We start from the raw sequence: 26,094 nt of genomic DNA on the forward strand, positions 1-26,094 counted from the left end.
CGTGCCGAGATTCGGTGCACCCCACCCTCCCCAGGACTGGAACCCTGCCAAGGCCGACGGCCTGGTCTCCCAGCCGAGCACGACCTCCAGCGTGGTCGCCGTCGTGGTGCCGGAGAGCGGAGCGGTCGTCACCGGCGACTTCCAGAGCCGCCGGGTGAACAGCGTGAGCCTGAACGGCCGCGCCCGCGACGACTCCACCGGCCCGTGGTCCACCAGGGCAAGGTGTACGTCCCGGACTACACCAAGCGGCACGTGATGATCGTCGAGCTGGCCAGTGGCGCGGTCAAGGCCGAGCCCGTGCCGAAATCGAGGCGGGTCAAGAAGCCCTCGATTGCGCCTGCGATCTCTACCTCAGTCACTGACCCCCAAGGACTCACGGGCAGGACCGCTCAGCGAGGTGCCGCGAGGACATCCCGGAGTACATCCTCCAGCGTGACGCGGGCCAGCTCGCGCCGGAGGGTCTCCTCGATGCCGTCGTAGATGCGCTGCATCGCCGGCTGGATGCCGTAACCCACCACGCATCCCGGGTCCGGGGCGGCGCGGTGCAGCGCGAACAGCGGGCCGGGTTCCACCGCCTCGTACACGTCGAGCAGCGTGATCGACTCCAGGTCACGCACCAGCGACCAGCCCGCACCCACCCCGCGCCGGGACTCCACGAGCCCTGCCCTCCGCAGGTCGCCGAGCAGCCGCCTGATCACCACGGGATTGGTGCTCGCACTGGTCGCGATCTGCTCGGAGGTGGCGACCTCATGGCCCTGGCGCTGGTAGAGGCCGATCCAGGCCAGCGCGTGGGCGGCGATGGTCAACCTGCTGTTGGCGCTCATGAACTCGTTCCTCTCGATCGCAACTCCCGATGTTACGACAGTCATAGTCGTAACAGCTAAGGTTGCGACATGCTGTCGTAACCATTACTGTTACGGCCACCGAAGATGGTCAACCAGTGAGGTGAGAAAGAATGAACAAGCCGCTGACGGGCAAGGTCGCTTTGGTCACCGGAGGGTCCCGCGGGCTGGGAGCCGCGACCGTACGGCTGCTCGCCGAGCAGGGCGCCGACGTCGCGTTCACCTACGTCAGCTCCGAGAAGCAGGCGCAGGACGTCGTCGACGAGGTGCGCGGCAAGGGAGCGAAGGTCGTGGCGTTCAAGTCCGACCAGGCGGACGTGAGCCAGGCTCCGGCGCTGATCGACGACGTGGTCGCGCACTTCGGCGGTCTCGACATCCTCGTCAACAACGCGGCGATCTCGGTGAGCGGGACGGTGGACGACCCCGATGCCGACACGGCCGCGCTGGACCGGATGCACGCCACCAACTACCTCGGGGTGATCGCCGTCATCCGGGCCGCCTCCCGAGTGCTGCGCGAGGGCGGCCGCGTCATCACGGTGAGTTCCGGGTTGGGCACTCGAGTCGGCGTCCCGGGCCTGGCCGACTATGCGGCGACCAAGGCGGGGGTCGAGCGGTACACCATGGGCGTCGCCCGCGACCTCGGCTCCCGGGGCATTACCGCCAACGTCGTGGAAGCCGGGCTGATGGTGGGCGGCATGGAAGCGCCGAACCCCGAGACCCTCAAGGCCCTGCTCAGCTCGCTGTCCCTGCAGCGCATGGGACACCCCGACGAGATCGCGGCGGCGATCGCCTTCCTGGCCAGCCCCGCCGCGTCGTACGTCACGGGCGCCGTGCTGGACGCCCACGGCGGCTACAACGCCTGAGCCGCAGCGCCGTCGGCGCGTCCCATGCTGGTACGTAGGGGTGGGCGTATCCCGAGTACATCCCGGGTTCCGCTGGTCACAGTGCTCTGCCGGTGATGGTCGCGGCTGGGCCGCTCGGAGTGCCGGGCACCATCGGCAGCACCGGCGCGGACTGCCCGATCGCCTGGATGCGCGGCCTCTCATCGGCGGGGAAGACCACCGCGTGCTCGAGCGGTGACGGGTACAGGCCGACCACGTCGCAGATATTGTCGATCAGCAGCGGATCGGCGGAGTAGTACACCGATCACGGTCGGAGCACCCGCACCTGAAGAGCGGTAACGCTTCCTAGAGTTTTCGCCGCAGATAACGGTCTTGACCAGCACAAACGCTCGTCAAGCGGTAGACGACCAGCCGTGACGTCTTGCGCCATCCACATGGCGGCGCTCGCCTACGGCCGGCGTCGTCCCATCCGACGCTTCACACCAATCCGGGCGATTCGGTTGCTGCCGCGGATACTGCAGCGGCCGGTGGGGACGTCGACACCACGTGCGACTGAGCGCCCAGCGCCAGGCCATCAGCAGGGGCTGCACTGGCGTCGTGGACGAACTTCGGGCGTTATTAGCCCGTACGCCAGCCGACAGCCCAGGCTAGCCATGGGCCAGTTGGAGGGCATGGTCCCCGATGGCGTCCGCGCGTTGAAAGACGCATTGCACCAGGCCGAAGTCTCGCTGGACGTCATCGGCGAAGAGTTGTGGAACATCCTGCGCGGGGCCTGGCTGCCGACTGCCTCAGCCGACACCATCCGCCAGACAGCCGCGTGGGCCGGCGGACAGGGCCCCGAGATCAACAGGCGACTGGTGCTCCTGGAGCGCATGGAACTGGCCAGGCCGGAACTGTTCGGCGCGGGCAAGCCACCGATCTCCGTCGACGAGGCCATGCTCGCTCCCGGTGCGCCCCTGCCCACGGCAGGCCCGGACGTCCGGAAGCGGTTCAACTATTCGGTGCGGCGCAGGTCCATGCTGTCGGATCCGTCCCACCGGTTGTTCGCGGCTGCCTGGCGGGCGCGCTCTGCCAGTTCGCCGGTCAGGCCGGTGCGTTCGATGCACCATTCGACCCACTGGGGTAGCAGATCGAGTATGGCCTCGGCGTACTTCTTGACGTACCCGTCTGCGACGAGGATCACGGTGTGCTCGATCCGATGCGGAGAGCAGGCATAGTAGCCGAACCCGGGAAGGCGGGACCAGGTATCGGCAAGCGTGGCGATGTCTTCTCGTTCGGGTCTGTGGTCGTCTCGATCGCAGAGCCAGGCGGCGAAGTCGTCGATGATCGGGTTCAGGTCCTGCTGGGACTTGGGCTCAGGAGCGTCGATGAACGACTCGCAGAGGGCACGGGCGCGCTGGCGCAGGCGGAAATGCTCGGCGATGAGCTGTTGCGACTCACTGCCGAGCAGCAGCGCTCCCAGGAGGTCAGAACGGCACAGCGGATCCAACAGGCTGCGGGCGGTGGCTTGGTCGCACGGGGCCGGTCGGGTGGAGGCGGGTGCCGCGTGCGCCCCGACGGCGGCTCGCCACTCGGCAAGCGCTTCCTCCGGTGAGACGAAGACGGCGGCGTGCACGACCTGGTCTCCGGTGCAGCGGTCGATGTCCCAGCAATACCAGTGCGGGTCCTCCTCGCCCCAGGCGAAGGGGGCGAGGAGCGCGTACCGCGAGCCGTACTCGTCGGTCAGCAGCAGTGGCTCTCCGGCCGGAGTGGCCCGGAGAATTTCACTCGGCCATTCCGGAGCGATGCCGGCCTCGGCCAAGGCCGTCGTGGTGTCCTTGATGGCTTTGCGGACGGCGTGGTCGGGGTCGCGGCGCAGCATTTCCCCGCTGGACGGCGCGGTCATCGCGGCGAGCCCGTGCAGCAGTCGCCACAGGTCATCTATCTGCCCGCCGGTGCGTGCGGCGATCTGGATCTCGTCGCGGACGAGGTCAGCCAGCGAGGCCAGGTACTGATCCCAGTGGAAACCACTGGTCTCGGTCTGTGTGCGCGTCCACAACTCCTCACCGACCAGGTCGACGACGGCGTTCTCCAGCCGCAGAGGCGAGTGGGCCGGCAGGTCGGCGAGACGCTCGATGATGGCATTCTGGGAGTCCGGCCACCACTGATCCCCAGCGGTCCCCAGCAGCGACTCAAACAGCTCAGAACGAGGGTCGAGCGAGGGCTGACGGGCAGCGAGCTGCAGCGCGCGCCGGCCAGGATGGCCGCTGACTCCCCGCGTGGGGTTTGCCTTCGCTTTACGCTTCTTCGCCACGGCACCCGATCCTAGGTGTCTCATCGGGCCAGAAGGACACGTTCGCGCGACAAGGGCGGCTGAGGGAGATCGACCCGAAGATCGGCGACCGGGTGTTCCGGACGAAGAGCAGCACCGAACTGCCCGGATTGACCTGACCGTGGAATGGGCCAAGGCGGCCGGGCCGGTCCGGATGGTCACGGGGGCGGCTGCTGCCGGTGAAGAAGGCGGCGCCCCTGTTGAAGGACTCGGAGCGGTTGTAGGGGGCGTCGTTCACGGCGTTGGGAAAGATGAGTTGTACGGCGGGCCGGTGCCCGTTGCGGATCTGCGGGAGCCGGCCTGGGAGATCGCGTCGCCGCACTAGGAGATGCGCGACCCGCAAGCGCAGCGGCAGATGTCCGCTGGGCCGGCCTGGAGAGCGCGCAGGAGTTCGACCCGATCCGGTTCGCCGTTGAAGCCGCTCGCCGAGCGCTGGCCTCGGCTGGGTGATCAGATGCGCGTCGCAGGCGCGCGACAACCGGCCTTCCGGGGGGTCGGTGTGTTCGGGCTCGCAGCCGAAATTGATCGGCTCAATGTCATAGCGTGACGCTACGATCTCCCGCATGCTGGACGAAGAGTCGGGAAATGCCCACTCCTTTCAGGTCGACCTGCGAGGACTTGTTGATCTCCTGTCCCACCACCTTTATTCCAGTCCGCGCGTCTATCTGAGAGAGCTGCTGCAGAACGCGGTCGACGCGGTGACAGCGCGGCAGCGGATGGACCCGACGGCGTCCACCGCCATCCGGATCACGGTGAACGAGGCGGGGCTGCGGATCGATGATCCGGGCATCGGCTTGACGGAGGCGGACGTCCATCGTTTCCTCGCGACCATCGGCCGGTCATCGAAGCGCGATGACCTGGAAGGGGCTCGCCGCGAGTTCCTCGGCCAGTTCGGCATCGGCCTCCTGGCCTGCTTCACCGTCGCCGAGCGGATCCAGGTGATCAGCCGTTCTGCCGCCGTCCCGGATGCACCGGGCATCGAGTGGCTGGCCACGTCCGACGGGACGTACTCGGTCCGGCGGCTTGCGCCGCATGAGCGCACCGTTCCCGGAACGACCGTGTGCCTGACGCCACGAGCGGGAGCCGAACGGTGGTTCGCCCCGGACGTGGTCACTGACCTTGCCCGCGACTTCGGTTCGCTGCTGCCGTACGAGGTGACGGTCGACACGAGTGGGCGGACGATCCGCACCACGGACAGTCCGCCGGTGTGGGACCGCTTCTACGATTCGGCCGCCGCACGCCGGGCCGCGCTGATCGAGTACGGCGAGCGCGCGCTCGGCTTCACCGCGCTCGACGTCGTCGAACTCGACGTGGAGCTGGCCGGGATCAGAGGCGCCGCCTACGTGTTGCCGCAGCCGGCAAATCCGGCCGACAGTGGCCGCCACCGCGTCTACCTGAAGGGCATGCTGCTCAACGACGCGACCACCGGCCTACTCCCTGACTGGGCGTTCTTCGTCCGCTGCGTGATCGATACGGACACGCTGCGCCCGACCGCATCCCGTGAAGGTCTGTACGAGGATGAGACGCTGGTCGCGGTCCGCGAGGCGCTGGGTGTCCGGCTACGTGACTGGCTCACCGGGCTGGCCGCGCAGGAGCCGCAGCGCCTGGCCGCGTTCCTCGCTGTGCACAGCCTCGGGGTGAAGGCGATGGCCAGGCATGACGTCGAGCTGTTCCGGATCATGCTGCCGTACCTCACGTTGGAGACGACCGACGGTCACATCACGTTGGCCGAGGTCGCCAGGAGACACCCCGTGGTCCGGATCACGCCCACAGTTGAGGAGTTCCGGCAGATCGCGCCGATCGCGGCCGCCCACGGCGTGGGGGTCGTCAACGGGGGTTACACCTACGACAGCGAGCTGGTCGCGCTGCTCCCTGAGGTCATGCCGGGGGTGGTGGTCGAGGAGCTCGGTTCGGACGTGGTCACCGCCGCGCTCGACCCGGTTGACAGCGCGAATGAGCTGGCCATGGCCGGGTTCTTGGCGATGGCACGCTCCACGCTTGACCCGCTGGGCTGCGATGTGATCCTTCGTGCGTTCTTTCCGGCGTCGGTGTCCGCTCTGCATCTGGACTCCCGCGCGGCGCGCAACGAACGAACCCGCGCGGAGATCGCCGCCGACGCGGACGACCTGTGGGCCGAGATCCTGGGCGCGCTCAAGTCCACCGAGCCTCGCGCGCAACTCGTACTCAACCACCGCAGCCCGGTGGTCCGCCGACTTGCGACGATCAGCGATCGTGCACTGCTCGTCACCGCCATCGAGGCGCTGTACGGCCAGGCGCTGCTGATGACGCATCGGCCCCTGCGGTCGGTCGACACCGCACTGCTCAACCGCGCCTTCGACGAGCTGCTCGGCTGGGCCTCCCAGAACGTGACCGAATCCACTGATGAGGATGGCGAAGCATGAACGTCGCCGAGATCCGCGACGCCCTGCATCAGACCTACGCGCTGCCGGGCGGACGCCAGAAAGCCGAACGCCTGGAACTGCTCGCCACCGCCGCCAAGGCGGCCGAGGACCGGTCGCTGGAAGCCGAGGTACTGCTCACCCTCATCCAGGCCTACGAGTACGGCGCCGAACGTGACCGCATGCCGGTCGCGTTCGGACGGCTCCTGCGGATTCACGACGACTTCCCCGCAGAGGTGGGCACGTTCAGCCATCGCATCCACTGGCAGCTCAAGTGGATGAGCTACAACCTCATCTGCAACCCGGCCGTGCCGCTGGCGACCATCCACCGCTGGCTCGACGAGCTGCAGAACCGCTACCGGCAGCGCGGATACAGCCCGCGCCCGGTGCTCTCCCTGCGTTCGCTGCTGGCGCAGAACCTCGGCGACGACGAGACGGCAGCGGCGGCGATGGAGTCGTCGATCTCCGCTCCACGCGACCAGATGGCCGACTGTGACGCCTGCGAGCGCAACGACTGGGGCACGTGGCGCGTCTTGGCGGGTGATGACACGGGGGCGTTGGACTACTGGGCGCCGCTGATCGACGGCGAGCGGTCATGTGCGGAGGAGCCGCACAGGGTCCTGGCCAAAGCGCTGCTTCCCCTGCTGCGCACCGGACGAACCGAGGACGCCCGCAGCGCCTTCCTCAAGGGATACTCTCTGGTCCGCCACAATGTCAGCCTGCGCGAGTCGGTCGGTTACCACATCGAGTTCTGCGCCCTGACCGGCAACGAGGCGCGTGGCCTGGAGATCCTGAACGAGCACGCGTCCTGGCTCATGACGCAACACGAGGACGTCTCGCAGCGGGTCGGCTTCGTGAGCGGGGTCGTCGTACTGCTCCGCCGCCTGGTCATGCTGGGCCACGGCGGCATCCGGATCGGCGACCTGACTCTTGAGACGACGCTCGCCAGGTTGGAACAGGAGATCAGCGAGCTGGGCGCCCGCTATGACGCGCGCAACGGCAGCGGCGTCTTCAGCGAGCGGGTCGCCAAGCGTCTCGCCCAGGAGCCGTTGGCGGATCGGCTGCCGCTCGGCCTCCCGGCGACGCTGCCGCAGCCGGCCGGTCGTGCCGTACCGGTCCCGCCGAAGGGCACCGATTCGAGGCTCGACGACCTGGTCGCAGCAGCGCGGCGCCTGTCCGAGACGCGTCATCCCCACGCCGACAGAGCGTGGGAACGAGTCGCGGCCAGTGAGCTGCCGCTGCCCGAGATCGTTGCCGCGGAGGTCGAGTACGCCCGAGCGCTCTCCCTGCTGGACTCCGACCCCGGCGCGGCCTACGACGCGCTGCAGGCTGTCGCCGAGAGCTTCGACCGGCTCGCCGACACTGCCAAGGCTCTGCAGGCTCGCGCCGCCGCGGCCCTGGCGCGCTTCCGGACCGGGGATCAGGCCGGAGGCGAGGCATTGGCGGAAGGCGTCACGGCGCAGGCGGAAAGCGCGTACGCGGCCGGAAAGCTCACCTCGGGCGAATACCTGACCGTGCGAAGAGCCGGTCCCCTCATGGCAATGGCGGCGCTGGGGCAGCAGGACAACCCGGCCGAGGCCGAGCTCAAGGCCACCCATGCGCTGCTGGAGGCCGAACTCGCCGTGGCGGTGGAGCTCGCGGTGACCGAGCGCATGGCCATGTATCACGAGCTGCTGGCCCAGATCTCCTTCCCGCTCGGCGATGCGGACGGCGCGCGTGCCCATCTGCAGGCCGCCGTGACGGGTTATCTCGAAGCCGGGCAGCCGTGGCGCGCCGCGAATCCCGCCTCCCTGCTCGGCGAGCTCGCCCTCGGGAGCGACGATCCGAAGGCGGCCGAGGAGTTCGCGTCGAAGGCGATCTCGTACGGCGCCGATCTCGTCCCGCCCGACCAGACCGCCCAACTGAGCTCCCTGCTCGTCGAGGCCATCTCGAGACAGCCCGGCCGTGAACGCGACCTGGTCGGCGCGGCACTGGCCGCGGCCGCCCGCTGGAACGGCCTGTCCGAACCCGACACCCTGCACAACACCTTCACGGCGGCGCGCGCCTATCACCGTCTCGAGAGGTATGCCGAAGCGGTGGCACTGTTCGAGGACGTGATCCCGAAGGTGGAGATCCCTTACGACGCACCGGTCATCGCGATGACCCGGGGACAATACGGCGCGTCCCTGCACGAGCTGGGCCGCCACCGCGAGGCCGCTGAGCAGTTTCTCAAAGGTGCGGAACTGATCCAGAATAATTCGGACCAGCAAGCCATGCATGCCGAACTGGCCTGGTCCGCCGCCGAAGCACTGCAGTATTCCGGACAGACCACGGAAGCGCTGGCCGCCTATCAGCGGGCGGCCGCGCTCTGGACCGAACTCGGCCAACTCACCCCGCGCGTACGCTGCCTTCGGTCGGCGGCCTGGTTGCTGCGCTACATGGCCGAGCCTGATTCCGAGGAGCACCAGGATGCGGAACGGCCCGGCGTCGCCGAGATGCGTGCGGTCCTCGCCGAACTGGTAGAGCTGGCCGAGCACAGCCCGTCCGAGGAGGTGCTGGCGGAGCTCGCGGAGACGCAGAAGCAGCTCGAGCAGATGATCACGGACCGCTTCGACGAGTACGGCGACGTCGACTAGCGTGCGGGCACGGTCAGAGTGATCGCGGCCAAGGTCAGCGCATCGGCGTCGGGGAACTGTCCTGAGGGAAGTGCGCCGAAATCCTGTCCTCACGCCCGCTGACCATCACCCCAAAGCGGAACAGATAAGTCCCAGCCGCCGATGTGCGTACTTCTCACTTACGCGGCTGCTTCTCGTCGCCCATGATGGACATGGACTCACGGATGACCAGATCTCCTGTCACGATAAGGAAGGCATCATGCCCCCTTCCATCGTCGGACACGACGGCCCCCTCACCGACCGCCACTTCCCGCTCGGTGACACGCCGACCACCTTCGGCCGCAGGCAAGACTGCAACGTGGTGCTCTCCAGCGAACGAGCTTCGCGCCGCCACGCCGAGATACGCCACGAGGCAGGGCGTTACATCCTGCACGACCTGGGAAGCCGGAACGGAACGCTGGTCAACGGCAGGCGCGTCACCTCACAGGTGCTCCAACCGGGCGACCTGATCACGATCGGCGACGAGCAGTTCCGCTTCCTGCCCTCCGACGACGTCGCGACGGTCTACGGCGTATCCCCGTTGCTGCAGGCGAGGGGACCCGCCCCGTCGGTCGATCCGGGGCCGGTACTCCGGGTGACCGTCTCCGGCGGTGGGCCCGTCGGGCTGAGCTTCGCGCTCCTCCTGGAGCACCTCATGGGATCACGGGTCGTCGTCACTGTTTACGACGGCCGCTGGACCCAGGACGGTGCTCAGGTCGCGTGGAAGGGGCAAGATCAGGGCAATGTACGGCGCCAGCAGGTCGTCACGGTTCAGAGCCGCCAGTACCTGAACCTCCCGGACCCGGTGCAGGCTCGGCTGTTCAAGCCCGGGGCGTACTCCGAGATGTGGCCGCCCGGCCCCGACTCCATCCGCGGACACGCCCCGCGCAACCTGCGCATCGCCTACATCGAGGACACGCTCCTGGAGATGGCCGGCGAGAAGTCCGACCGCATCCGGCTCGTCCCCACCCGCTTCGATCCCGACGAGCATGGCGACAGCGCGAAGCAGGATCATGTGCTCGCCATCTGCGAGGGTGGCCGTTCGCGCACGCGGGAGCATTTCACCGGCAAGTTCGGCACCGCCGACAGCTCGATCTACTCCCTGAACGGCAAGCACCTGCAGGATGTCGTGCTGGGCTTACGCGTCAAGTCCGACCTGCCCGACGCCATGTCGGTCCTGCTGACCGTGGCCCAGAACCGCTACCTGCTCAACGCCCTGGGCGGCGAGGGTTTCCTCAACATGCGGCTCACCGACGAGGAAGCCGCGGAGGTCATCGGCATCGATCCCGTACGTCGCGTGTTCGAGGAGTGTGTCGCCGCCAACCCGTGCATGATGGGCCGCACCGACGACGGCGACTTCCACTGCTCCACGCACGGCACCTTGTTCCTGCCCGCCCTGCTCAAAGGGTCCGCCCTGTGGCGGCGGGTGCAGGAAGGGCTGGCGATGTTCGGCGTGGCCGAGTACAACCTCAGCGCCGTCACCGCCTTCCGGCTCGACATGGTGCAGCGGCCGCGCTTCACCGCGCGCCTGCACGCCCCTACGTCCACCACTCCGGGCACGTACGGCTTCCTGCTCGGCGACGCCGCCAACGCCATCCACTTCTGGCCGGGGCGCGGGCTCAACAGCGGGCTGGCCTCGGCCATCTCTCTGGCCCGGTCGCTCAGCCAGGCCTGGCGCGGGCGGCCCTTCCGCGACGCGGACTTCATCCGTCACGAGGCAGCCATGGCGATGCTCCAGTACCGGCACAAGAGCCGTGCCTGGCAGGCGATGGTCACTACCGACGAGGACGGCGTCACCCGTGCCATCAAGGACAACATCGCCGAAGGCTGCGCCGACGCGCAGGCCGCTCCGAGTTCCGACGCGCAGGTCGCGGCGGACATCGACACACTGATGAACCGGCTCGGGAACATCCGGGGCCGTCTGTCACAGCGCGTCTCCGGCCTGCCCGACGACGCCGCCCTGCGGGCCCACCTCGGCCGGCTGTCGGCTGAGACTCTGCGCATCCTGGTCATCAGCGACGCGTGGGACACCGTGGTCATGGGCGGCGAAGAGGTCGACATCGACATCTTCTACCGCGAGGAGCCCGCGTCCGCTCCGGGTGGAGAACCTGTGTGGGCTCCACGCCTCGCCAGCGAGCGCGAACAGCACACCAGGCTGATCTCCAGGTCGACAAGCCGATCGCCACGGCCAGCGGCACCGGCCCCATGGTAGACATCGCAGCTCACTGCTTCTGTCGAGGGCTCCACCTCCGTCCGGAGCTGGATAGGCTCCAAGCCATGGCCTCGATTGACGTGACCCGGTGAGCGCCACCCGTCTGCTGGTCATCGGAGCCGATGCAGCAGGGATGAGTGCGGCGCACCAGGCGATCCGGGCGGCCGGGAGCAAGCTGGCGGTGACCGCGCTGGAGGCGACCGGCGATACGTCGTACTCCGCCTGTGGCATCCCCTACTGGGTCGCCGGAGACGTGTCCAGTGGCAACGACCTGGTGGCCCGCACCGCCGAGGAGCACCGGGCAGCCGGGATCGACCTGCGGCTCGGCGCCACCGCGACCGGGATCGACCGACAGGCCCGCACCGTCACCTACCAGGATGCCGACGGTGAGCAGGTGTTGGGCTACGACGAGCTGGTGATCGCGACCGGTGCGTCGGCCGTGGTGCCGGACTGGGCCGTCCACCCCGGCACCGGGCAACGGTACGCCGGCGTCGCGCCGGTCAAAACGCTCACCGACGGCGCTGCCTGGCTGGACCTGCTCGTGAGACTGCCCAAGGGCAGTGGCCGGGTGGTCGTCGCAGGCGGCGGCTACATCGGCGTCGAGATGGCCGAGGCCGCCAGGAGGCGTGGCTGCGAGGTCACCGTGATCACCCGGACTCGGGTGATGAGTTCCCTGGACCCGGACCTGTCCGCGCGCGTCGAGAAGGGGATGCACGAGGCGGGAGTCCGAGTCGTGGTCGGCTCACCGGTCGTGCGGCTGGACGTGGCGGACGGACGGGTGCGTGGCGTGTACACCGCGGAAGGCGAGCGCTATCCGGCGGACCTGGTCGTGCTGGCGCTGGGGATCACGCCGAACACCGCTTACCTTGACCTCGACAAGTTGCCGAGCGGCCCCAATGGCGGTCTGCGACCCGAGCCGGACGGGAGCCTGGCCGACGGGATCTGGGCCGCCGGTGATTGCTGCGAGACCCGGCATCGGCTCACCGGCTCGTGGACCTACATGCCGCTCGGCACCCATGCCAACAAGCAGGGCCGGATCGTCGGCACCAACCTCGTCACACCAGGCGCGCTGCGGTTCGGCGGCGTGCTGGGCACCGCGATCACCCGATTCGCCGAGGGCCCGACCTACTTGGAGATCGCCCGTACCGGTCTGAACGAGCGTGAGGCGGCCGCCGCCGGCATCGAGGTGACGTCCCTGGTCACCGAAGGCAGCACGGCCAGCGGCTACATGAGCGAGGCCGACCCGGTCGCGGTGAAGTTGCTGGCGGCGCCGTCGGACCATCGGCTGTTGGGCGCGCAGATCGTTGGGGGGCGTGGCGCGGGCAAACGTATCGACACCGTTGCCACCGCGTTGTGGCACGGCGCGACCGTTGATGACCTGGCCTGGTCCGACTTGTCGTACGCGCCGCCGTTCGCCACCGCGTGGGACATCGTGCAGGTCGCGGCCCGGCGGCTGGCCGACCAGCTGTAAGCCACTGCTCCACAGTGGGCAAACCTCAAACCCTCGCGACCTCACAAGGCCTTGACGCGGAAATGTGAACGTTCATACTCTTCGAACGATTAGATCGTTTCAACGCCAAACGGCGCCCCCGAGGAGCACCCCCATGCGCCACTTACGGTTCACCCTCCTGATCCTGGCCACCCTCGTGTGCGTCCTCCCGGCCACTCCCGCCATCGCGGACGTCCGCATCAAGATGGAGCGTCTCGACCGCGGGCTGGTCGCCGCCACCGTCCCCAACGGTGTCTTCCTGAGCTGGCGTCTTCTCGGCACCGAGGTGACCGGAAGCGGCAGCGGCGGCATGGTCGGCGCCGACTTCCGCGTCTATCGCGACGGCCGCCCGATCGCCACGGTCACCGACAGCACGAATTACCTCGACCCCACTGGAACCGCCACATCCCGCTACAGCGTGGCACCGATAATCCGCGGCAAGGAAGGCCGTTCGAGCGCCGCGAGCCGGCCTTGGAGTGAAACGTTTCATCACGTACCGCTCCGCAAACCCGCCGACGGCGTCACACCGGTCGGCGAGGCCTACACCTACGCCGCCAACGACATGAGCGTCGGCGACGTGGACGGCGACGGCCGGTACGAACTCGTCGTCAAGTGGGAGCCCTCCAACTCCAAGGACGTCTCCCAGCGCGGCTACACCGGTCCCACGTACCTGGACACCTACACGCTCGACGGCAGGCTGCTGTGGCGGCTGGACCTCGGCGTCAACATCAGGTCGGGCGCTCACTACACGCAGTTCCTCGTCTACGACTTCGACGGCGACGGCCGTTCGGAACTGATGGTCAAGACGGCGCCGGGCACCCGGCAGATCCGTTACGACGCCGCCGGTAACGTGATCGGCGAGCGCTACATCACCATGCCGGAGCACGACGTCAAGGCGGGCCACTCGCACACCGACGACTACCGGCTGAGCGCCGCCGGCTATTTCGAGCACGTCGTCGAGATGTTCATGAAGTGGCACGAGCACCCCGAAGTGGTCGCCGGGCACTGGCCCGCCACGCTGGAGCAGGCCTTCGGCATCGCGCCCACACACAGCTACCCGCTCTCCCGCGAGTCCGCGGTCGAGCTCGCCACCTACTTCGTCGACGTCTACGCGCCCGCCCGCAGCGGCAACAACCGCCTGCGGGAATTCGCCGGGTTCATTCTCACGGGCCCCGAATACCTGTCGGTGTTCGACGGCGCCACAGGCAGGGAGCTTCAGACGATCCCCTACAAGCCGGGACGCGGCGACGACGGGCTCCTGTGGGGCGACTACGCCATGGCCCGCATCGAGCCGGGCAACCGGGTCGACCGATTCCTGTCCTCGGTGGCCTACCTGGACGGCAAACGCCCGTCAGCGGTCTTCGCCCGCGGTTACTACACCCGTACCACCCTGGTCGCCTACACCTGGAACGGCCACAAGCTGAAGGAGGTCTGGTACGTCGACAGCGGCCACGCCCCGATGGCCAATCCCTTCAACGCCGGCCCGCACGGCGTCAACGGCAGCAACCCCGCCTACGCCACCCTCACCACCCAGGGCTTCCACTCAATGAGTGTCGCCGACGTGGACGGCGACGGCAAGCAGGAGATCGTGTACGGCGGGGCCACCATCGACGACGACGGCAGCCTGCTGTACTCCTCCTTCGACGTGGCCCCGCCGGAGAGCAGCGTCCCAGGCCAGAACGTCCGGCTCGGCCACGGCGACGCCATGCACGTCGGCGACCTCGACCCTGACCGGCCCGGCCTGGAGATCTGGAGCGTGCACGAGGGCGGGGCCTGGGCGCCGTACGGCTGGGCCATGCGGGACGCCGCCACCGGCAAGGTGCTCTTCGGCGGCTACAGCGGCCGGGACACCGGGCGCGGGATGGTCGGCGACATCGACCCCGCGGTCCGCGGCCTTGAGGCATGGTCCTCGATGCCCCCCAACCAGGAGATCGTCTCCGGCCTCTGGTCGGTCCGTGGCGAGCATCTGGGCCGTGTCACACCTGGCACGAACCAGAGCATCCGCTGGGCGGCCGACATGACCACCCAGCTCATCAACGGCACGGCCACCACCGAGCTCCAGACCCCCACGATCGACGACTGGAAGCGCGGCACGCTGCTCACCGCCACCGGCACGCTCACCAACAACTGGACCAAGGGCAACCCCGGCCTGGTCGCCGACGTCTTTGGCGACTGGCGCGAGGAGCTGGTCGTCCGCACCGCCGACAGCCGCGCGGCCCGCATCTACCTCAGCACGGAGGTGACCGACCGCAAGCTCTACACCTTGATGCACGATCCGCAGTACCGCGTCGAGGTGGCCAGGCAGCAGACGGGCTACAACCAGCCGGCCTACCCCAGCTTCTACCTCGCCTCCGACCTCGACTGGTCCAAGGTCCCGATCCCCAGGATCCGCTGACCCGGACGTGCCACGGCTTCGAAGAGGAACCCCAGCTCGCATCCACCGAGCTGGGGTTGGTGGGAGCAGGCTCGCGCAGGGGTCGCCGGCAGTCGGCCGGCTCAGCTGTCGCCCGCGCGGAGTACCTCGCTCAGCCGTCGGCGGCGGCGTAGCGCCGATTCGACGGGCACCAGGACGGCGACGGCCGCCAGGAACACGGCCGCCACCAGACCGAGCCCCCACCACGGCAACGCCAGGGCCGGATCGGCGCCGGTGAGCAGGTGCAGGGCGAGCGAGCCGAACGTCAGGCGGGCGAGCAGCACCCCGAGCAGCGGACCGCCCACAGCGGCGACCACCACCGGCGGCAGCAGTTCTCCCGCGGCGACCCAGCGGGCCTCCCGGGGCCGCAGCCCGAGGGTGCGCAGCCGGGTCAGGGTCTGCCAGCGCTCCGGCGCGCCGGCTGCCGTGCCGAGAGCGAGTCCCAGCAGGCCCAGAGCCGGCAGGGTCACCGCCGAGACCCACGCCAACCGCAGCAGTCCCGAGGCCAGCGGCCCCTCCGCAGTCCCGTGGCCGACAGCGGCGCCGAAGGTGAGAGCGTACGAGGCCAGGGCCACGGAGGTCACGAGCACCAGCAGCGGCAGCACCCGGGCAGAGGTCGCCGCCGCCCTCGCGGCCCCGAACACCGCCAGCGGCCGGCTCGACCGCAGAAGCCGCTTGAGCACGAAGCGCATCGCGAGGGGCAGCGCCCGCGCCAGCATGAGCGCGCCTGCGAGCGCGCAGAGGGCGGGCGCGCTCGCAGGCAGCACCCCGCCACCGATTCCACGCTGGTACAGAGCGACGACGGCGCCGGACGAGGCCACCAGCACCCCGGTCTCAAGGGCGGCCCGCCGCAGTCGTACGGTGTTACGCAGCCACCGCCGCGCACTCCGGTTGGCCGGGACGCGGCGATCCCGGGTGGCGCGGGCGGCGGTGAGCGTGCCGAACCCCGGTCCGGCGGCGACGGCGGTGACCACCACGGGAGCCACCCACTCCCAGGAGACCCCCGGCGCGACGGCCCGGGCCAGTCCGAGCCCGGCCGCCGCGGCCAGCAGCGCCATCACGGCGGATTCGAGCAGCAGCTCGCCACCGATCACCGGTAGCGACATCCCTCTCTGCCGGGCGGCGGCCAGGGCGGGGGCACGGCGGCGTACCAGCAGGTCGGCGGCGAGCAGCAGGACCAGGACCGCGACGGCGAGCAGGGTGACGAGCAGGAGGGACGCCTGCGCGAACGCGGCGTCGACCTGGGAGCTCACGTTCCGCAACACCCCGTCGAGCCGGGTCTCCCACTTCAGCGAGCCGTCCCGGGCGCCGGAGGAGCCGGAGGCCGCCTTGAGCGCGACCACCTTCGCGGCGACCGACGGGACCGCGTCCCAGGTGAGCCGGGCCGGGTCGGGCGTGAACCAGACGGTACGCCGCAACTCGTCCTGGCCGAAGGCGAGCCGGGCATCGGGCAGCGAGTCGCGTGACAGCAGCCCGGCGAACCGGGTGCTGCCCGTGCCGTCCGCGCCGGCGACGGGACTCAGCAGCGAGGGGAGGAGCCGCCAGGCGGGATCGGCGCTGTCCCGAGGCCGGAAGATGCCGCTGACCTGGACCTTCTTGACATTCCCCTGGTCGTCTGCCAGCGGGATGCGGGCGCCGGGACGGAGCTGGAGAGCGGCGGCGTCCGCCTCCGACAGGCCCACCTGCACCGGCCACGGCGGCGCGCCGTAGGGAACCTCCGCCGTCGCGGAGGCGGTGGGCCGGGGCGGGCCGCCCGCGATCCAGGTCACGTCGGGCCCACCGTCGCGGGCCACGTAGGCGAGCTGGAACGTACGCAGCACGCTGCCATCGGTGATCTTGAGGGTGGGGCTGGTGACGGTGGCGACGGGTGGACGCAGGGCGGCGCGCAGGCCGGGGCCGAGTTCGTCCGTCGCCCTGGCTCGGAAGTCGTCGACGTCCTCGGCGAGGCGGGGGTGCCGGACGCGGCTGCCGGCCGGCCCGTCGTCGCCTTCCATGCGGGCGTGGACCTGGAGGTCGCCGCCGGTCCTGCGTACCGCGTCCCGTACGGCGGAGTCGGCGGTCGCCGACAACGTCGGCGGCATCGCGCCGGCGAGCAGCGTGACGACCGCCACCACGACGGCGGCCAGGAGCAGCGGCCCGGCGTCCGCGCGGGCGCGGCCGACGACGCTGGGCCAGTGCGGCGCCGGGATCCTCACGACGCCACCCGCAGATACGCGGCATCGGCAAGCCGGGCCTGGACGACGACCACCACGCTCACCGCCAGCGCGCACCCGGCCAGCAGCCCGGTGAGCAGGGCGGCCTCGGCGGCCCACGGCCAGACGGGCAGCACCTCGGGAACGGGAGCGGCACCGGTGTCGGAGCGGACGAGCAGCGGCGCGACGACGCGGGTGGCCAGCGCGCCGACGACCGCGCCCACCGCGAGCAGCGGCAGCAGGATGCCGACGTGCTGGCCGAGCAGCACGGTACGGATCTCGCGCCGGGTCATCCCGAGCCCCCGCAGGCGCGCCATCTCGACCGCGCGGGCCCGCAGGTCGAACGTCACGTGCAGGACGATCCCGGCGATCATCAGCAGCACTGCGGCCGGTACGAGCAGCCGGAGCACGGCCGGGAGCCCGGCCCGCAGCGGACCGCCGGTGAGCCGGGCGGTCTCGGACGCGCGCGTGGTGACGCTGCCGAGGCGGAGATCGGCCGCATCACCTCTGGCGGGATGGCCGACCCACCACGCGTCCACGGGCACGTCGAAGTCGCCGCTGACGGCGAGGGCGCGGGAGAGGGCGTCGAAGTCGGCCAGGATGGCCGCGGCACCCGGAGCGGACGGCACGGCCGGCAGCACCTCGGCCACGCTGACCTGTACGGGGGTGAGGCCGACGGTGAGGTCGAGCCGGGAGCCGCGCCGGGCGCCCACCTCGTCGGCGAAGCGGGCGGAGACGGCGACGGGCACCGGTCCCGGTGCCGGGAAAGCAGTGGCGACCAGGGTCCTGGCGGCGTCAGGCGGGCCCTTCAGCGCGACGGTCGTGGTCATCCTCAGCTCGGTGCCCGCGGAGGTGCTGGTCAGGGCGACGGCCGGAGTGCCGAGCTGCCCGGGGGCCGGCCCGGCCGAGGTGGCGGTCCAGGGCGATGTCCCAGAGGCCGTTCCCGCCACGGTGAGAGTCACGGCGACGCGGCTCTCCCCCGTCGGGGCGTCCGCCAGGGCATCGGAGTGGCCGGTGCCGACGTTCCCCGTCGCGATCGCGAACGGAAGGGACACCGCGACCAGCCGGAGCCCTTCGGCCGTCGCGCAGTCCGGCAGCGGATGCGCTTTGCCGTCGAGCGGGATGGGTTCACCGGTGCAGGGCGTACGCAGCCCTGTCGCATCCTGGAACAGCAGCCGGGGCGTCACGGTGAGCGGCGTCGTACCGGTCGCGTCAGCGACCAGGGAGAGCGCGGCTCCGGCCGGTACGGGAACACCGGCGGCGCGCGTCGGCGGCGCGAGAGCGGCGCCCAGCGCGTTCCAGGTGCGTCCGTCGTTCAGCCGTCCGCGCAGCAGCGCCCCGGCACGAGTGGTGTCCACGGCGATCAGCCGCGGCGGGTCACCGGCGCCGCCGAGCCACTGCCCGACCGCGACGCCACGATCGGTGGCCGGGCTCACCTCTCCCCCGGTGGCCGCGCCGACCACTGGGCCCTGCCCGGCGGCGGGCGGGGCGGTGAGCGTGAGCGCGAGATCGGTGCCGACGGACAGATCGGCCTGCTCTTGCTGGGAGCGCTGCCACGTGGCGTCGAACCCGATCCCGTACGTGGCCGCCGCGCAGCCCAGCCCGATGAGCAGCCCCGCCGCGACCGCCTGTGGCCTGCGGGCGGCTTCGAACGCGGCCAGCGGAACGATCAGCCCGCGAGCCCGGCCGGCCAGCCGTTCCACAGCGCGCAAGGCGGGCCACACCAGGCGCAACGCCACCGCGGATCCGGCGATGAGCAGCAGCGCGGGAGCAAGCACCCGTACGGCGTCGACGGGAGACCCCGAACCGGTCGGCTGATCGCGTAACTGCCACCAGCCGACGGCGGCGAGCGCCACGAGCAGCACATCGGCGCCGGATCGGGCGAGCAGATCCCGCCGCCCGCGTACACCTCCGGAGGGGGTCCGCAGCGAGGGCACGACGAGCACCACCGCCAGCGCCAGCGCGCCACCGGCGACGGACAGCACCTGTGCGGCGTTCACGCCGAAAGGCGTGGCGAGCCCGGCCCCGGCCATCGGCGGCAGCCGGGTCAGCCCGGCGTGCAGGGCGGACGAGGCCGGGATCGCGACCGCGGTGGCGAGCACGGCGAGCGCGCCGGCCTCGACGAGCGCGGCGGTGGCGAGCTGGCCGCGGCCGACGCCCAGCGCGGACAGCAGGGCGGTCTCGTCGCCGCGCACACCGGCGCTGAGCCGACCGGCGAGGGCGAGGGCGGTCGCGGTCAGGACGAGGCCGATGGCGGCGACGGCGAGCACCGCGGCCGTGGTGACCCGCTGCTGATCGTGGGCGGCCAGCAGGGTCGAGGGCAATCGGGAGGCGACTCGCTGGATCCGTACCCGGTCGCCGAGCGTCTGCCCCAGCCGGCGGTCGGCGCCGAGCACGGCCTGGGTGACGGTGTCGAGGTCACGGCCGGCGGGGGCGGACAGGTCGGGGTGGGCGCTGATCTCGAGCCGGTCGAGGGTGGAGCCGCCGCCGAGCAGGTCGGCGAGGTCGACGATGAACGGCCCGTACGCGTGAACCGGCTGTGCGGAGCGGCCGTCGCGGTAGGCCGGATCGTATCCGGAGGCGGCGAGGGGGTCACGGTCCCAGCCGGTGACCGGCAGCGGGCGTACGACCCCGACCACGCTCACCTCGATCCTCTGGTCGGGATCGTCGGCCAGCTCTCTGCCGAGGCGGACCCGGCTGCCGACGGTCAGGCCCAGCTGCCGTGCGGTGCTCTCCAGGACAACGGCCTCCGCCGGCGCGGCACCCGCCCGCGGCAGGCGTCCGGCGGCCAGTCGGGTGCGGGCCGGCAGGTCCTCCATCCCCGACAGGTACGCCACAGCCGGAACACCGGCGCTGGGGAGCGACCGCATCGCGGACGAGGCGCGCGCGGCCGTCGTCGTCGCGAACGGAGCGAGGGCCGAGGTCAGCACGCCGCGGGTGTCGTCGGCGACGGATCTCGCGTGCTCGCCGCGAACGGTGACGGTGTAGGCGGTGACGTCGATCTGGTCGGGGGTGGCGCGAGAGGCGGCGGTCTCCAGCGCCTGCTCGGCGGTACGGGTGAGCAGGAGGGCGCAGGTGCCCAGCAGCGTGGGGCCGACCACGGCGACGGCGAGGAGGGCTGCCAGCAAGGGCCATTGCGCACGGGCTCGCCGGGCGACCAGCCTCAGCACGGACCACCACTCTTACTGATCACGAATCGCCCCGACCGTTGGAGCGCTCGTAGAGCTGCCCGTCAGAGTGCATGCCGGGATGCTCGTCGAGATGCCCGTCGTTGATGCGGATCACCCGATCCGCCAGCGCGAGCATCGTCGGATCATGCGTGGAGACCAGCGCCGTCACCCCCTCGGACTCCACCACCCCGCGCAGCAGCGCCATCACCGACAGACCGGTCTCGGCGTCCAGCTGCCCGGTCGGCTCGTCCGCGATCAGCAGCCGGGGCGAGGCGGCCAGCGCCCGGGCGATCGCCACCCGCTGCTGCTGCCCGCCGGACAGCTCCGCGGGCAGCTGCTCGGCATGGGCGGCCAGTCCGACCAGTTCCAGCAGCAGCGCGACCCGCCGCTCCCGCTCCACCGGCGCTACGCGGGCCAGCCGCAGCGGGGCGCCCACGTTCTCCGCGGCCGACAACACCGGGATCAGGCCGAAGGTCTGGAAGACGTACGAGACCTTCTCCCGCCGCAGCAGGGACAGGCCGTCCTCGTCGAGGGCGGTGACGTCCGTTCCGTCGACGAGGACCGTACCGGAGTCCGGGCGGTCCAGGCCGCCGATGATGTTGAGCAGCGTGGTCTTGCCGGAGCCGGACCGCCCGACGAGGGCGGTCATGGTGCCGGCCGCGAGCTCGAACGTCACGTCCCGCAACGCGTGCACGGCGGTCGCCCCGCTGCCGTACCGGCGATGAACGCCACGCACCCTGACCAGGGGCCCGCCGTTCATCCGGGCCCGCCGCCGTCGGGACGGATCGCGACGTGATCGGCCTCCAGCACCAGCCGGACCCGTCGCGTCAACGCCAGCGCCTCCCGGTAGTCGCGCGGCACCTGGATCCGCCCGGCCCGGTCCATCACCGCGTATTCCTCGGCGATCACCTGCGGGGCGCCGTCGTCTCCGGTGGCGGTACGCCGCAAAACCTCGCTGCTCGTGCGCCCGTCGCGAATCGCCACCGTCCGCTCCACCTGCCCGCTGACCGCGGGATCGTGGGTCACGATGACGACGGTGACGCCCAGCCGCCGGTTGATCTCCCGTAACAGCCCGAACACCGCGGCCGACGTGGCGCTGTCCAGTTCGCCGGTCGGCTCATCGGCCAGCAGCACCCTGGGCTCGTTGGCGAGGGCCACCGCGATGGCCACCCGCATCTGCTGCCCGCCGGACAGCTGCGCGGGCCGCCGCTCGGCGCAATCGGCGACGTCGAGCAGGTCCAGCAACTCGGCAGCGCGCCTGCGGCGTACCCGGGCGGGAGTGCGGGCCGCTGTCATCGGCAGGTCGACCATCTGCCGCGCGGTCAGGTACGGGATGAGGTTGGCGGCCGTCTGCTGGCGTACGAGTCCCACGGTGTGCCGCCGATACCGGACCCGATCGGCCCGCGACATGTCCAGCAGATTCCACTGATCGACCCGCACCCGCCCGGCGGTGGGAGCGTCGACCCCGGCCAGGATGGACAGCAACGTCGACTTCCCCGACCCGGACGCTCCGACGACGGCCACCATCTCCCCGCTGTCGACGACCAGGTCCAGCCCCTGCAGCGCCTGCACCTCGACCGACCCGGACTGGTAGATCCGCACCAGACTCTCGCAAACGATCAGCGCGTCCCGTCCGAACTCCGGCGCCTTCGCGGGAGGCTGCGGCAGGGATAAGGGCGTGATGGACATCCCCCTCCTCAACCCCGGGCACGGCTCTGCCTTCGGGCCAGACTCTATCGTCCTCGCAAATCGGACCCCAAGCCCCTTTCATACCGCACCGTGCGCTCGCGGGAAGCCCTGGGCCGGGCCTGCTCGTGTGCTGCTCGGACGACCGGCACGTACTGCGTCCGCTCACCCCGGAGATCGGTTCTGCGACCTCCGCGATCCAGGCGACGCTCCGCCACGATGACCGGACCATCAGCGCCTACGGGCCGGGAGACGTCTGCGGAAACGACCCCAACGCCACTACCAGCGGCGACAAGCCGAGATCGATAAGTGCGGCTGGACTATTAAGGAAGCGCGCACAGCAGGCCAGGTGATGCAAACCATTCCCGGTCGTAGAATCGCCCGGTGATTCTGCCCATGATGATGAGGTACTGCTCCAGCTCTTCTGCTGTTGGCATGAACGGCCTGGATTCAAGGTCGTTCCAATAGGACGCATATTCGGGAGGCTCATATGAGCGCATGGCGGTCGGGAAATCGCATGTCGTGGTTGCTGCCGGTGTGATTTCGAGGCGTCTGGCCACCTCGTTGACGTCTTCGAGGTTGACCCATGTCGTCACCCCGGTCAGGGCGGTGCCAGGCGGCGCACCATCACGCCGACGAACTCGTCGCCTCGCACGAAACCGAAGTCCCGAGAGTCCCAGCTGGCGTCCGGATTGTCGCCCAGCACGACCAAGGCATGCCGGGGCACGACGGTCTCTGGTGCGTCGCGGAACGCCGGAAAACCCTGTCTCGGTACGGGGTCTCCGGGAACGGCGACCGCCCGTTTTACCAGCAACCGCCAACCGGGATGATCCGGCTTCTCCGGCAACTCGTCCTCGCCACCCGGTTCGAGACCCGGCGGCAGCCCGTCGATGGGCGGTGGATCGTCGATCCGGACGACCACGATCTGACCCGCGTGGACCAGCTTCGTCCGGCGGACGAGCAGCATGTCCCCGGAGCGCAGGGTGGGTTCCATGCTCGGCCCGTCGACGGTGGCGACCAGGTAGCGCCGGCGGATCCACCACAGCGAGGCGCCCAGCGTCAGCACGCCTCCTGCCAAGAGGAACAGCCTGCTCCACGTCATCGCGCCTCCTGATATCCCGCGGCTTGGAGCCGGAACAGGCGGGCGTAGTGGCCGTTCGCGGAGAGCAGTGCCTCGTGCGGCCCCAACTCGGCGATCCGCCCATCGTGGAGTACGGCGATGAGGTCGGCATCCCGAACGGCGCTGAGCCGGTGGGAGATCAGCAGGCTCGTACGACCCTGCCGGTACTCCCGGATGCGGGTGTGGACCTCGTGCTCGGCCTCCGGGTCGAGGCCGGAGCTGGGCTCGTCGAGGATCATCAGATCCCTGCCATCGCGGACAAGGGCCCTGGCCAGTGCCAGGCGCTGCCACTGCCCGCCAGAAAGCACCACCCCCGTTTCCGGATCGCCCTTGTCCGCCTCGGAGAAGAACATGCGCGTGAGCAGCGTGTCGTAGCCGCGCGGCAGCCCCGAGAGCGTGTCGTGCACTCCTGCGCGGGCGGCCGCGTCTCTGATCCGGGCCGGCTCGTCCAGGGCGGACAGGTCGCCGAGCCCGATGTTCTCGGCGGCGGACATGTCGAAGTTCATGTGGTCCTGGAACACGGCGCTGATCCGCTCGCGGAGCGAGGGAGGCGGGATGTCCCGCAGATCCACGCCGTCCCACAGGATCTGGCCGCGCGTCGGATCGTACATCCTGCACAGAAGCTTGATGAGGGTGCTCTTGCCCGCGCCGTTCAACCCGACGAGGGCGACCGAACGGCCGTGTGGAATCGCCAGATCGACGCCGCGCAGCACCCAAGGATGATCGTCGTCGTAGCGGAACCAGACATCTCGCAACTCCAGGCCCCGGCGCAGCACGGGAGCCGTCCCTTGCGACACGCTCGGCAGATCAGGCTCGGCCCTGATCACCGCGACGTAATGAGAGAAGGTGAGGAGCTGCTGGTGGAAGGACGCGATCGAGGAGACCAGCGTGTCCAGCGCGGCCTGCACACCACCGACGGCCGCGACGAACATGGCGACGTCGCCGACACTGAGCGAGCCCTGACGAGCGGCCATGATCGCCCACCACAGGCCGGCGCCCGCGACGGCCGCGCTCAGTACCGTCAGTCCGCCCTGAGTGAGCAGTTCCCGGCGGTCCATCCGGCTCTCGGCGGCGTCGGCCTCGCGCCGCTCGGTCATCATCCGTGCGCGAAGGAACGCGCCGATGCCGAACAGCCGGATCTCCACGGCGGCCTGCACGCCGGTGAGCAGCCGGCTGTAGAAGAACTCGCGGCGGTGGATCCGCTCGGTGTCCCACTGCATGGCGGCCCGCCTGCGCGACAGGAGCAGTTCGGCGACAAGCGCCGGGATGGCGGCCAGCAGCACCAGCGCGGTCATGACGGGGCTGAGGATCAGCAGGGACCCCACGAACCCGATGAGGGACAAGATGCCGTGCAGGCTTCCACACAATCCGCTGACGAGGTCGGCCGTGGTCCCGGCGCCCTCTTGCGCCAGGCGCAGCCGGTCGAGGAACACCGGATCCTCGAAACGCCGGAGACCGACCTGGCGCTCGGCCTCCGCGAAGAGCCGGTCGGTCGCGACGGCTCCCGCACGGCGGCCGGTCTGAGCGCGCAGGTAGCGGCTGGTCCCCGGAAGCGCGGCGGCGGACAGCCCCGCCGCCGCGAGCCCGAGCGCGAGCCCCGCGACCGTGCCTTCGGAGGTGGCCAGCCGGTCGATGACCGATTTGGTCAGCCATGCGGTGACAATCGGGGCCGCCGCCCCAGCGAGCGTCACGAAGACATAGCCGGTCACGCCTCCTGAGGCTGACCGCCAGGTCAGAGACACGGCCTCCACCGCGGCCGAGACCAGTTCCCGCAGTCCGACCGGGCTGCGCGCCCCGGCCACGTCGGCCTGGCCGCCGCTCATGCCGGCGACGCGACGGGGAGGTCCTCCAGGCGACCGCCTGCGGCGACGACGCGATGATCGGAGCCGAGAAGGTAGACCGCCGGCGTCCATGTGTTCCGGAACGCGCCGCCCACCGGGCCGTCGAAGTCCTCCTCGATCACCCGGGCCACCGGCGTGAGTGCTGCCACCATTTCGGCCTCGTCCCCGGCGACCACCGCCAGCACGTTCTGCCGTCCGAGCGCGCGGGCGTGCGCCACGAACTGGGGAAGGAGCTTGTGGCAGGGTTCGCATCCGGCGGAGAAGAACCCGACCAGTCCGGCGATCGAGTCGTGGGACACCGGTTCGCCGTCGACGGTGACGGCGGCGAACTCTCCGATGGGTGAGCCGGGACCCAGCGCGAGGGGAGGTCCGGCATGCTGGACGTTTCCCTCGCCCAGCTGTCGTATCCGGCGGATGAGGCTCAGGGTGAGCAGCAGGTTCAACACGCACAGCACGCCGATGAGCACGACCGCGACGGTCAGGTAGGGCATCAGGGGTTCCTCACGAAGAGATCGACGATGTCGTCGAAGGAAGCGGTCAGGTTCGCCCCGATCAGTCCCGTGGCGGCTGCCGCGGCCGTCCCGTCGAGCGCGGGCGAGCCACCGGGCACCAGCAGGCCAAGCGAGGCGGCGATCAGCAAACTGTTGCGGACCAGGTGACGCGTTTCGAGAGGGCGGCGGACGTACCGGTCCGATCCGCGCGTACCCCATCCGCGCGCCTCAACCGGTGAGCGGGCGGCGGCCGACCGCCGCCCGCGGACGCTATGCCGACCGCGTCAGCAGGTGCCGACCCTGACCGTCTGGCACCCCTGGTCGAGGCAGCAAGAACGAAGGTACTTGACCCCGTCCTTGCAGTAGTAGGTGTTGGTGCAGGCGGCTTCCACGGTCACCTTGTGGGCGACGCGGGCAAGCAGGCGATCTACGAGACCCATCATGATGTCTCCT

Annotated in this window: 21 protein-coding genes; 7 read left to right on the top strand and 14 right to left on the bottom strand. The window is 70.3% G+C overall.

All coding sequences use genetic code 11. From position 1 onward, the window contains the following. The first annotated feature begins 1 nt into the window (after position 1). Positions 2–256: a hypothetical protein gene (locus HD596_RS01405; protein WP_185067499.1), complete on the top strand. Its 255-nt coding sequence runs from the start codon at positions 2–4 to the stop codon at positions 254–256. 133 nt (positions 257–389) lie between these two features. Here HD596_RS01405 and HD596_RS01410 read toward each other — a convergent pair whose 3' ends face one another. Continuing rightward, positions 390–824: an Rrf2 family transcriptional regulator gene (locus HD596_RS01410; RefSeq protein WP_185067500.1), complete on the bottom strand. Its 435-nt coding sequence runs from the start codon at positions 822–824 to the stop codon at positions 390–392. Between the two features lie 131 nt (positions 825–955). Here HD596_RS01410 and HD596_RS01415 point away from each other — a divergent pair, with 131 nt between their 5' ends. Next, positions 956–1,705 carry an SDR family NAD(P)-dependent oxidoreductase gene (locus HD596_RS01415; RefSeq protein WP_185067501.1) on the top strand — a complete coding sequence of 250 codons (750 nt, stop codon included), beginning with the start codon at positions 956–958 and terminating at the stop codon, positions 1,703–1,705. 76 nt (positions 1,706–1,781) lie between these two features. On the opposite strand, the gene HD596_RS01420 is transcribed toward HD596_RS01415, so the two are convergent. The 3 genes from HD596_RS01420 to HD596_RS01430 form a co-directional block, all read right to left on the bottom strand. Then, on the bottom strand, positions 1,782–1,985 hold the full coding sequence (locus tag HD596_RS01420) for a hypothetical protein (protein WP_185067502.1): 204 nt from the start codon (positions 1,983–1,985) through the stop codon (positions 1,782–1,784). Between the two features lie 693 nt (positions 1,986–2,678). After that, positions 2,679–3,977, bottom strand: a complete 1,299-nt coding sequence (locus HD596_RS01425; RefSeq protein WP_185067503.1) for a hypothetical protein — start codon at positions 3,975–3,977, stop codon at positions 2,679–2,681. Continuing rightward, the gene (locus tag HD596_RS01430; RefSeq protein ID WP_185067504.1) at positions 3,961–4,560 is read right to left on the bottom strand and encodes a hypothetical protein; all 600 of its coding nucleotides are present in this window, start codon (positions 4,558–4,560) and stop codon (positions 3,961–3,963) included. The genes HD596_RS01425 and HD596_RS01430 overlap by 17 nt, the downstream gene beginning before the upstream one ends. Here HD596_RS01430 and HD596_RS01435 point away from each other — a divergent pair. From HD596_RS01435 to HD596_RS01455, 5 genes are all read left to right on the top strand, one after another. Further along, the gene (locus HD596_RS01435; RefSeq protein WP_185067505.1) at positions 4,559–6,397 is read left to right on the top strand and encodes an HSP90 family protein; all 1,839 of its coding nucleotides are present in this window, start codon (positions 4,559–4,561) and stop codon (positions 6,395–6,397) included. The genes HD596_RS01430 and HD596_RS01435 overlap by 2 nt on opposite strands. Then, positions 6,394–9,009, top strand: coding sequence for a hypothetical protein (locus tag HD596_RS01440; protein WP_185067506.1), 2,616 nt, complete (start codon positions 6,394–6,396; stop codon positions 9,007–9,009). Before HD596_RS01435 ends, HD596_RS01440 begins: the two co-directional genes overlap by 4 nt. Positions 9,010–9,247: 238 nt before the next feature. Beyond that, positions 9,248–11,239, top strand: coding sequence for an FHA domain-containing protein (locus HD596_RS01445; RefSeq protein ID WP_185067507.1), 1,992 nt, complete (start codon positions 9,248–9,250; stop codon positions 11,237–11,239). A gap of 88 nt (positions 11,240–11,327) precedes the next feature. Further along, positions 11,328–12,710, top strand: a complete 1,383-nt coding sequence (locus tag HD596_RS01450; protein ID WP_185067508.1) for an FAD-dependent oxidoreductase — start codon at positions 11,328–11,330, stop codon at positions 12,708–12,710. Between the two features lie 133 nt (positions 12,711–12,843). Continuing rightward, positions 12,844–15,123 carry a rhamnogalacturonan lyase gene (locus HD596_RS01455; RefSeq protein ID WP_185067509.1) on the top strand — a complete coding sequence of 760 codons (2,280 nt, stop codon included), beginning with the start codon at positions 12,844–12,846 and terminating at the stop codon, positions 15,121–15,123. Positions 15,124–15,224: 101 nt separating this feature from the next. Here HD596_RS01455 and HD596_RS01460 read toward each other — a convergent pair whose 3' ends face one another. The 10 genes from HD596_RS01460 to HD596_RS01505 form a co-directional block, all read right to left on the bottom strand. Beyond that, complete coding sequence (locus tag HD596_RS01460; protein WP_185067510.1) at positions 15,225–17,336, bottom strand: FtsX-like permease family protein; 2,112 nt, start codon at positions 17,334–17,336, stop codon at positions 15,225–15,227. Then, positions 17,333–20,461 carry an FtsX-like permease family protein gene (locus HD596_RS01465; RefSeq protein ID WP_221519127.1) on the bottom strand — a complete coding sequence of 1,043 codons (3,129 nt, stop codon included), beginning with the start codon at positions 20,459–20,461 and terminating at the stop codon, positions 17,333–17,335. The genes HD596_RS01460 and HD596_RS01465 overlap by 4 nt, the downstream gene beginning before the upstream one ends. A gap of 61 nt (positions 20,462–20,522) precedes the next feature. After that, positions 20,523–21,239: an ABC transporter ATP-binding protein gene (locus HD596_RS01470; protein WP_313042272.1), complete on the bottom strand. Its 717-nt coding sequence runs from the start codon at positions 21,237–21,239 to the stop codon at positions 20,523–20,525. A gap of 20 nt (positions 21,240–21,259) precedes the next feature. Next, positions 21,260–22,192, bottom strand: coding sequence for an ABC transporter ATP-binding protein (locus HD596_RS01475; protein WP_185067513.1), 933 nt, complete (start codon positions 22,190–22,192; stop codon positions 21,260–21,262). 320 nt (positions 22,193–22,512) lie between these two features. Continuing rightward, on the bottom strand, positions 22,513–22,785 hold the full coding sequence (locus HD596_RS01480; RefSeq protein ID WP_185067514.1) for a hypothetical protein: 273 nt from the start codon (positions 22,783–22,785) through the stop codon (positions 22,513–22,515). 5 nt (positions 22,786–22,790) lie between these two features. After that, a complete protein-coding gene (locus HD596_RS01485) occupies positions 22,791–23,255 on the bottom strand; it encodes a S26 family signal peptidase (protein WP_221519128.1) in 465 nt (154 codons plus the stop codon). A gap of 32 nt (positions 23,256–23,287) precedes the next feature. Next, the gene (locus HD596_RS01490; RefSeq protein ID WP_185067516.1) at positions 23,288–25,132 is read right to left on the bottom strand and encodes an ABC transporter ATP-binding protein; all 1,845 of its coding nucleotides are present in this window, start codon (positions 25,130–25,132) and stop codon (positions 23,288–23,290) included. Beyond that, positions 25,129–25,641 (bottom strand): peroxiredoxin family protein, encoded by a 513-nt coding sequence (locus HD596_RS01495; protein ID WP_185067517.1) that lies wholly within the window; start codon positions 25,639–25,641, stop codon positions 25,129–25,131. The genes HD596_RS01490 and HD596_RS01495 overlap by 4 nt, the downstream gene beginning before the upstream one ends. Next, positions 25,641–25,790, bottom strand: coding sequence for a hypothetical protein (locus tag HD596_RS01500; protein ID WP_185067518.1), 150 nt, complete (start codon positions 25,788–25,790; stop codon positions 25,641–25,643). The genes HD596_RS01495 and HD596_RS01500 overlap by 1 nt, the downstream gene beginning before the upstream one ends. A 135-nt stretch (positions 25,791–25,925) precedes the next feature. After that, complete coding sequence (locus HD596_RS01505; RefSeq protein WP_185067519.1) at positions 25,926–26,084, bottom strand: hypothetical protein; 159 nt, start codon at positions 26,082–26,084, stop codon at positions 25,926–25,928. Positions 26,085–26,094: the final 10 nt, after the last annotated feature.

Origin of the sequence: Nonomuraea jabiensis (assembly GCF_014204795.1) — a bacterium.
Taxonomy (GTDB): domain Bacteria; phylum Actinomycetota; class Actinomycetes; order Streptosporangiales; family Streptosporangiaceae; genus Nonomuraea; species Nonomuraea jabiensis.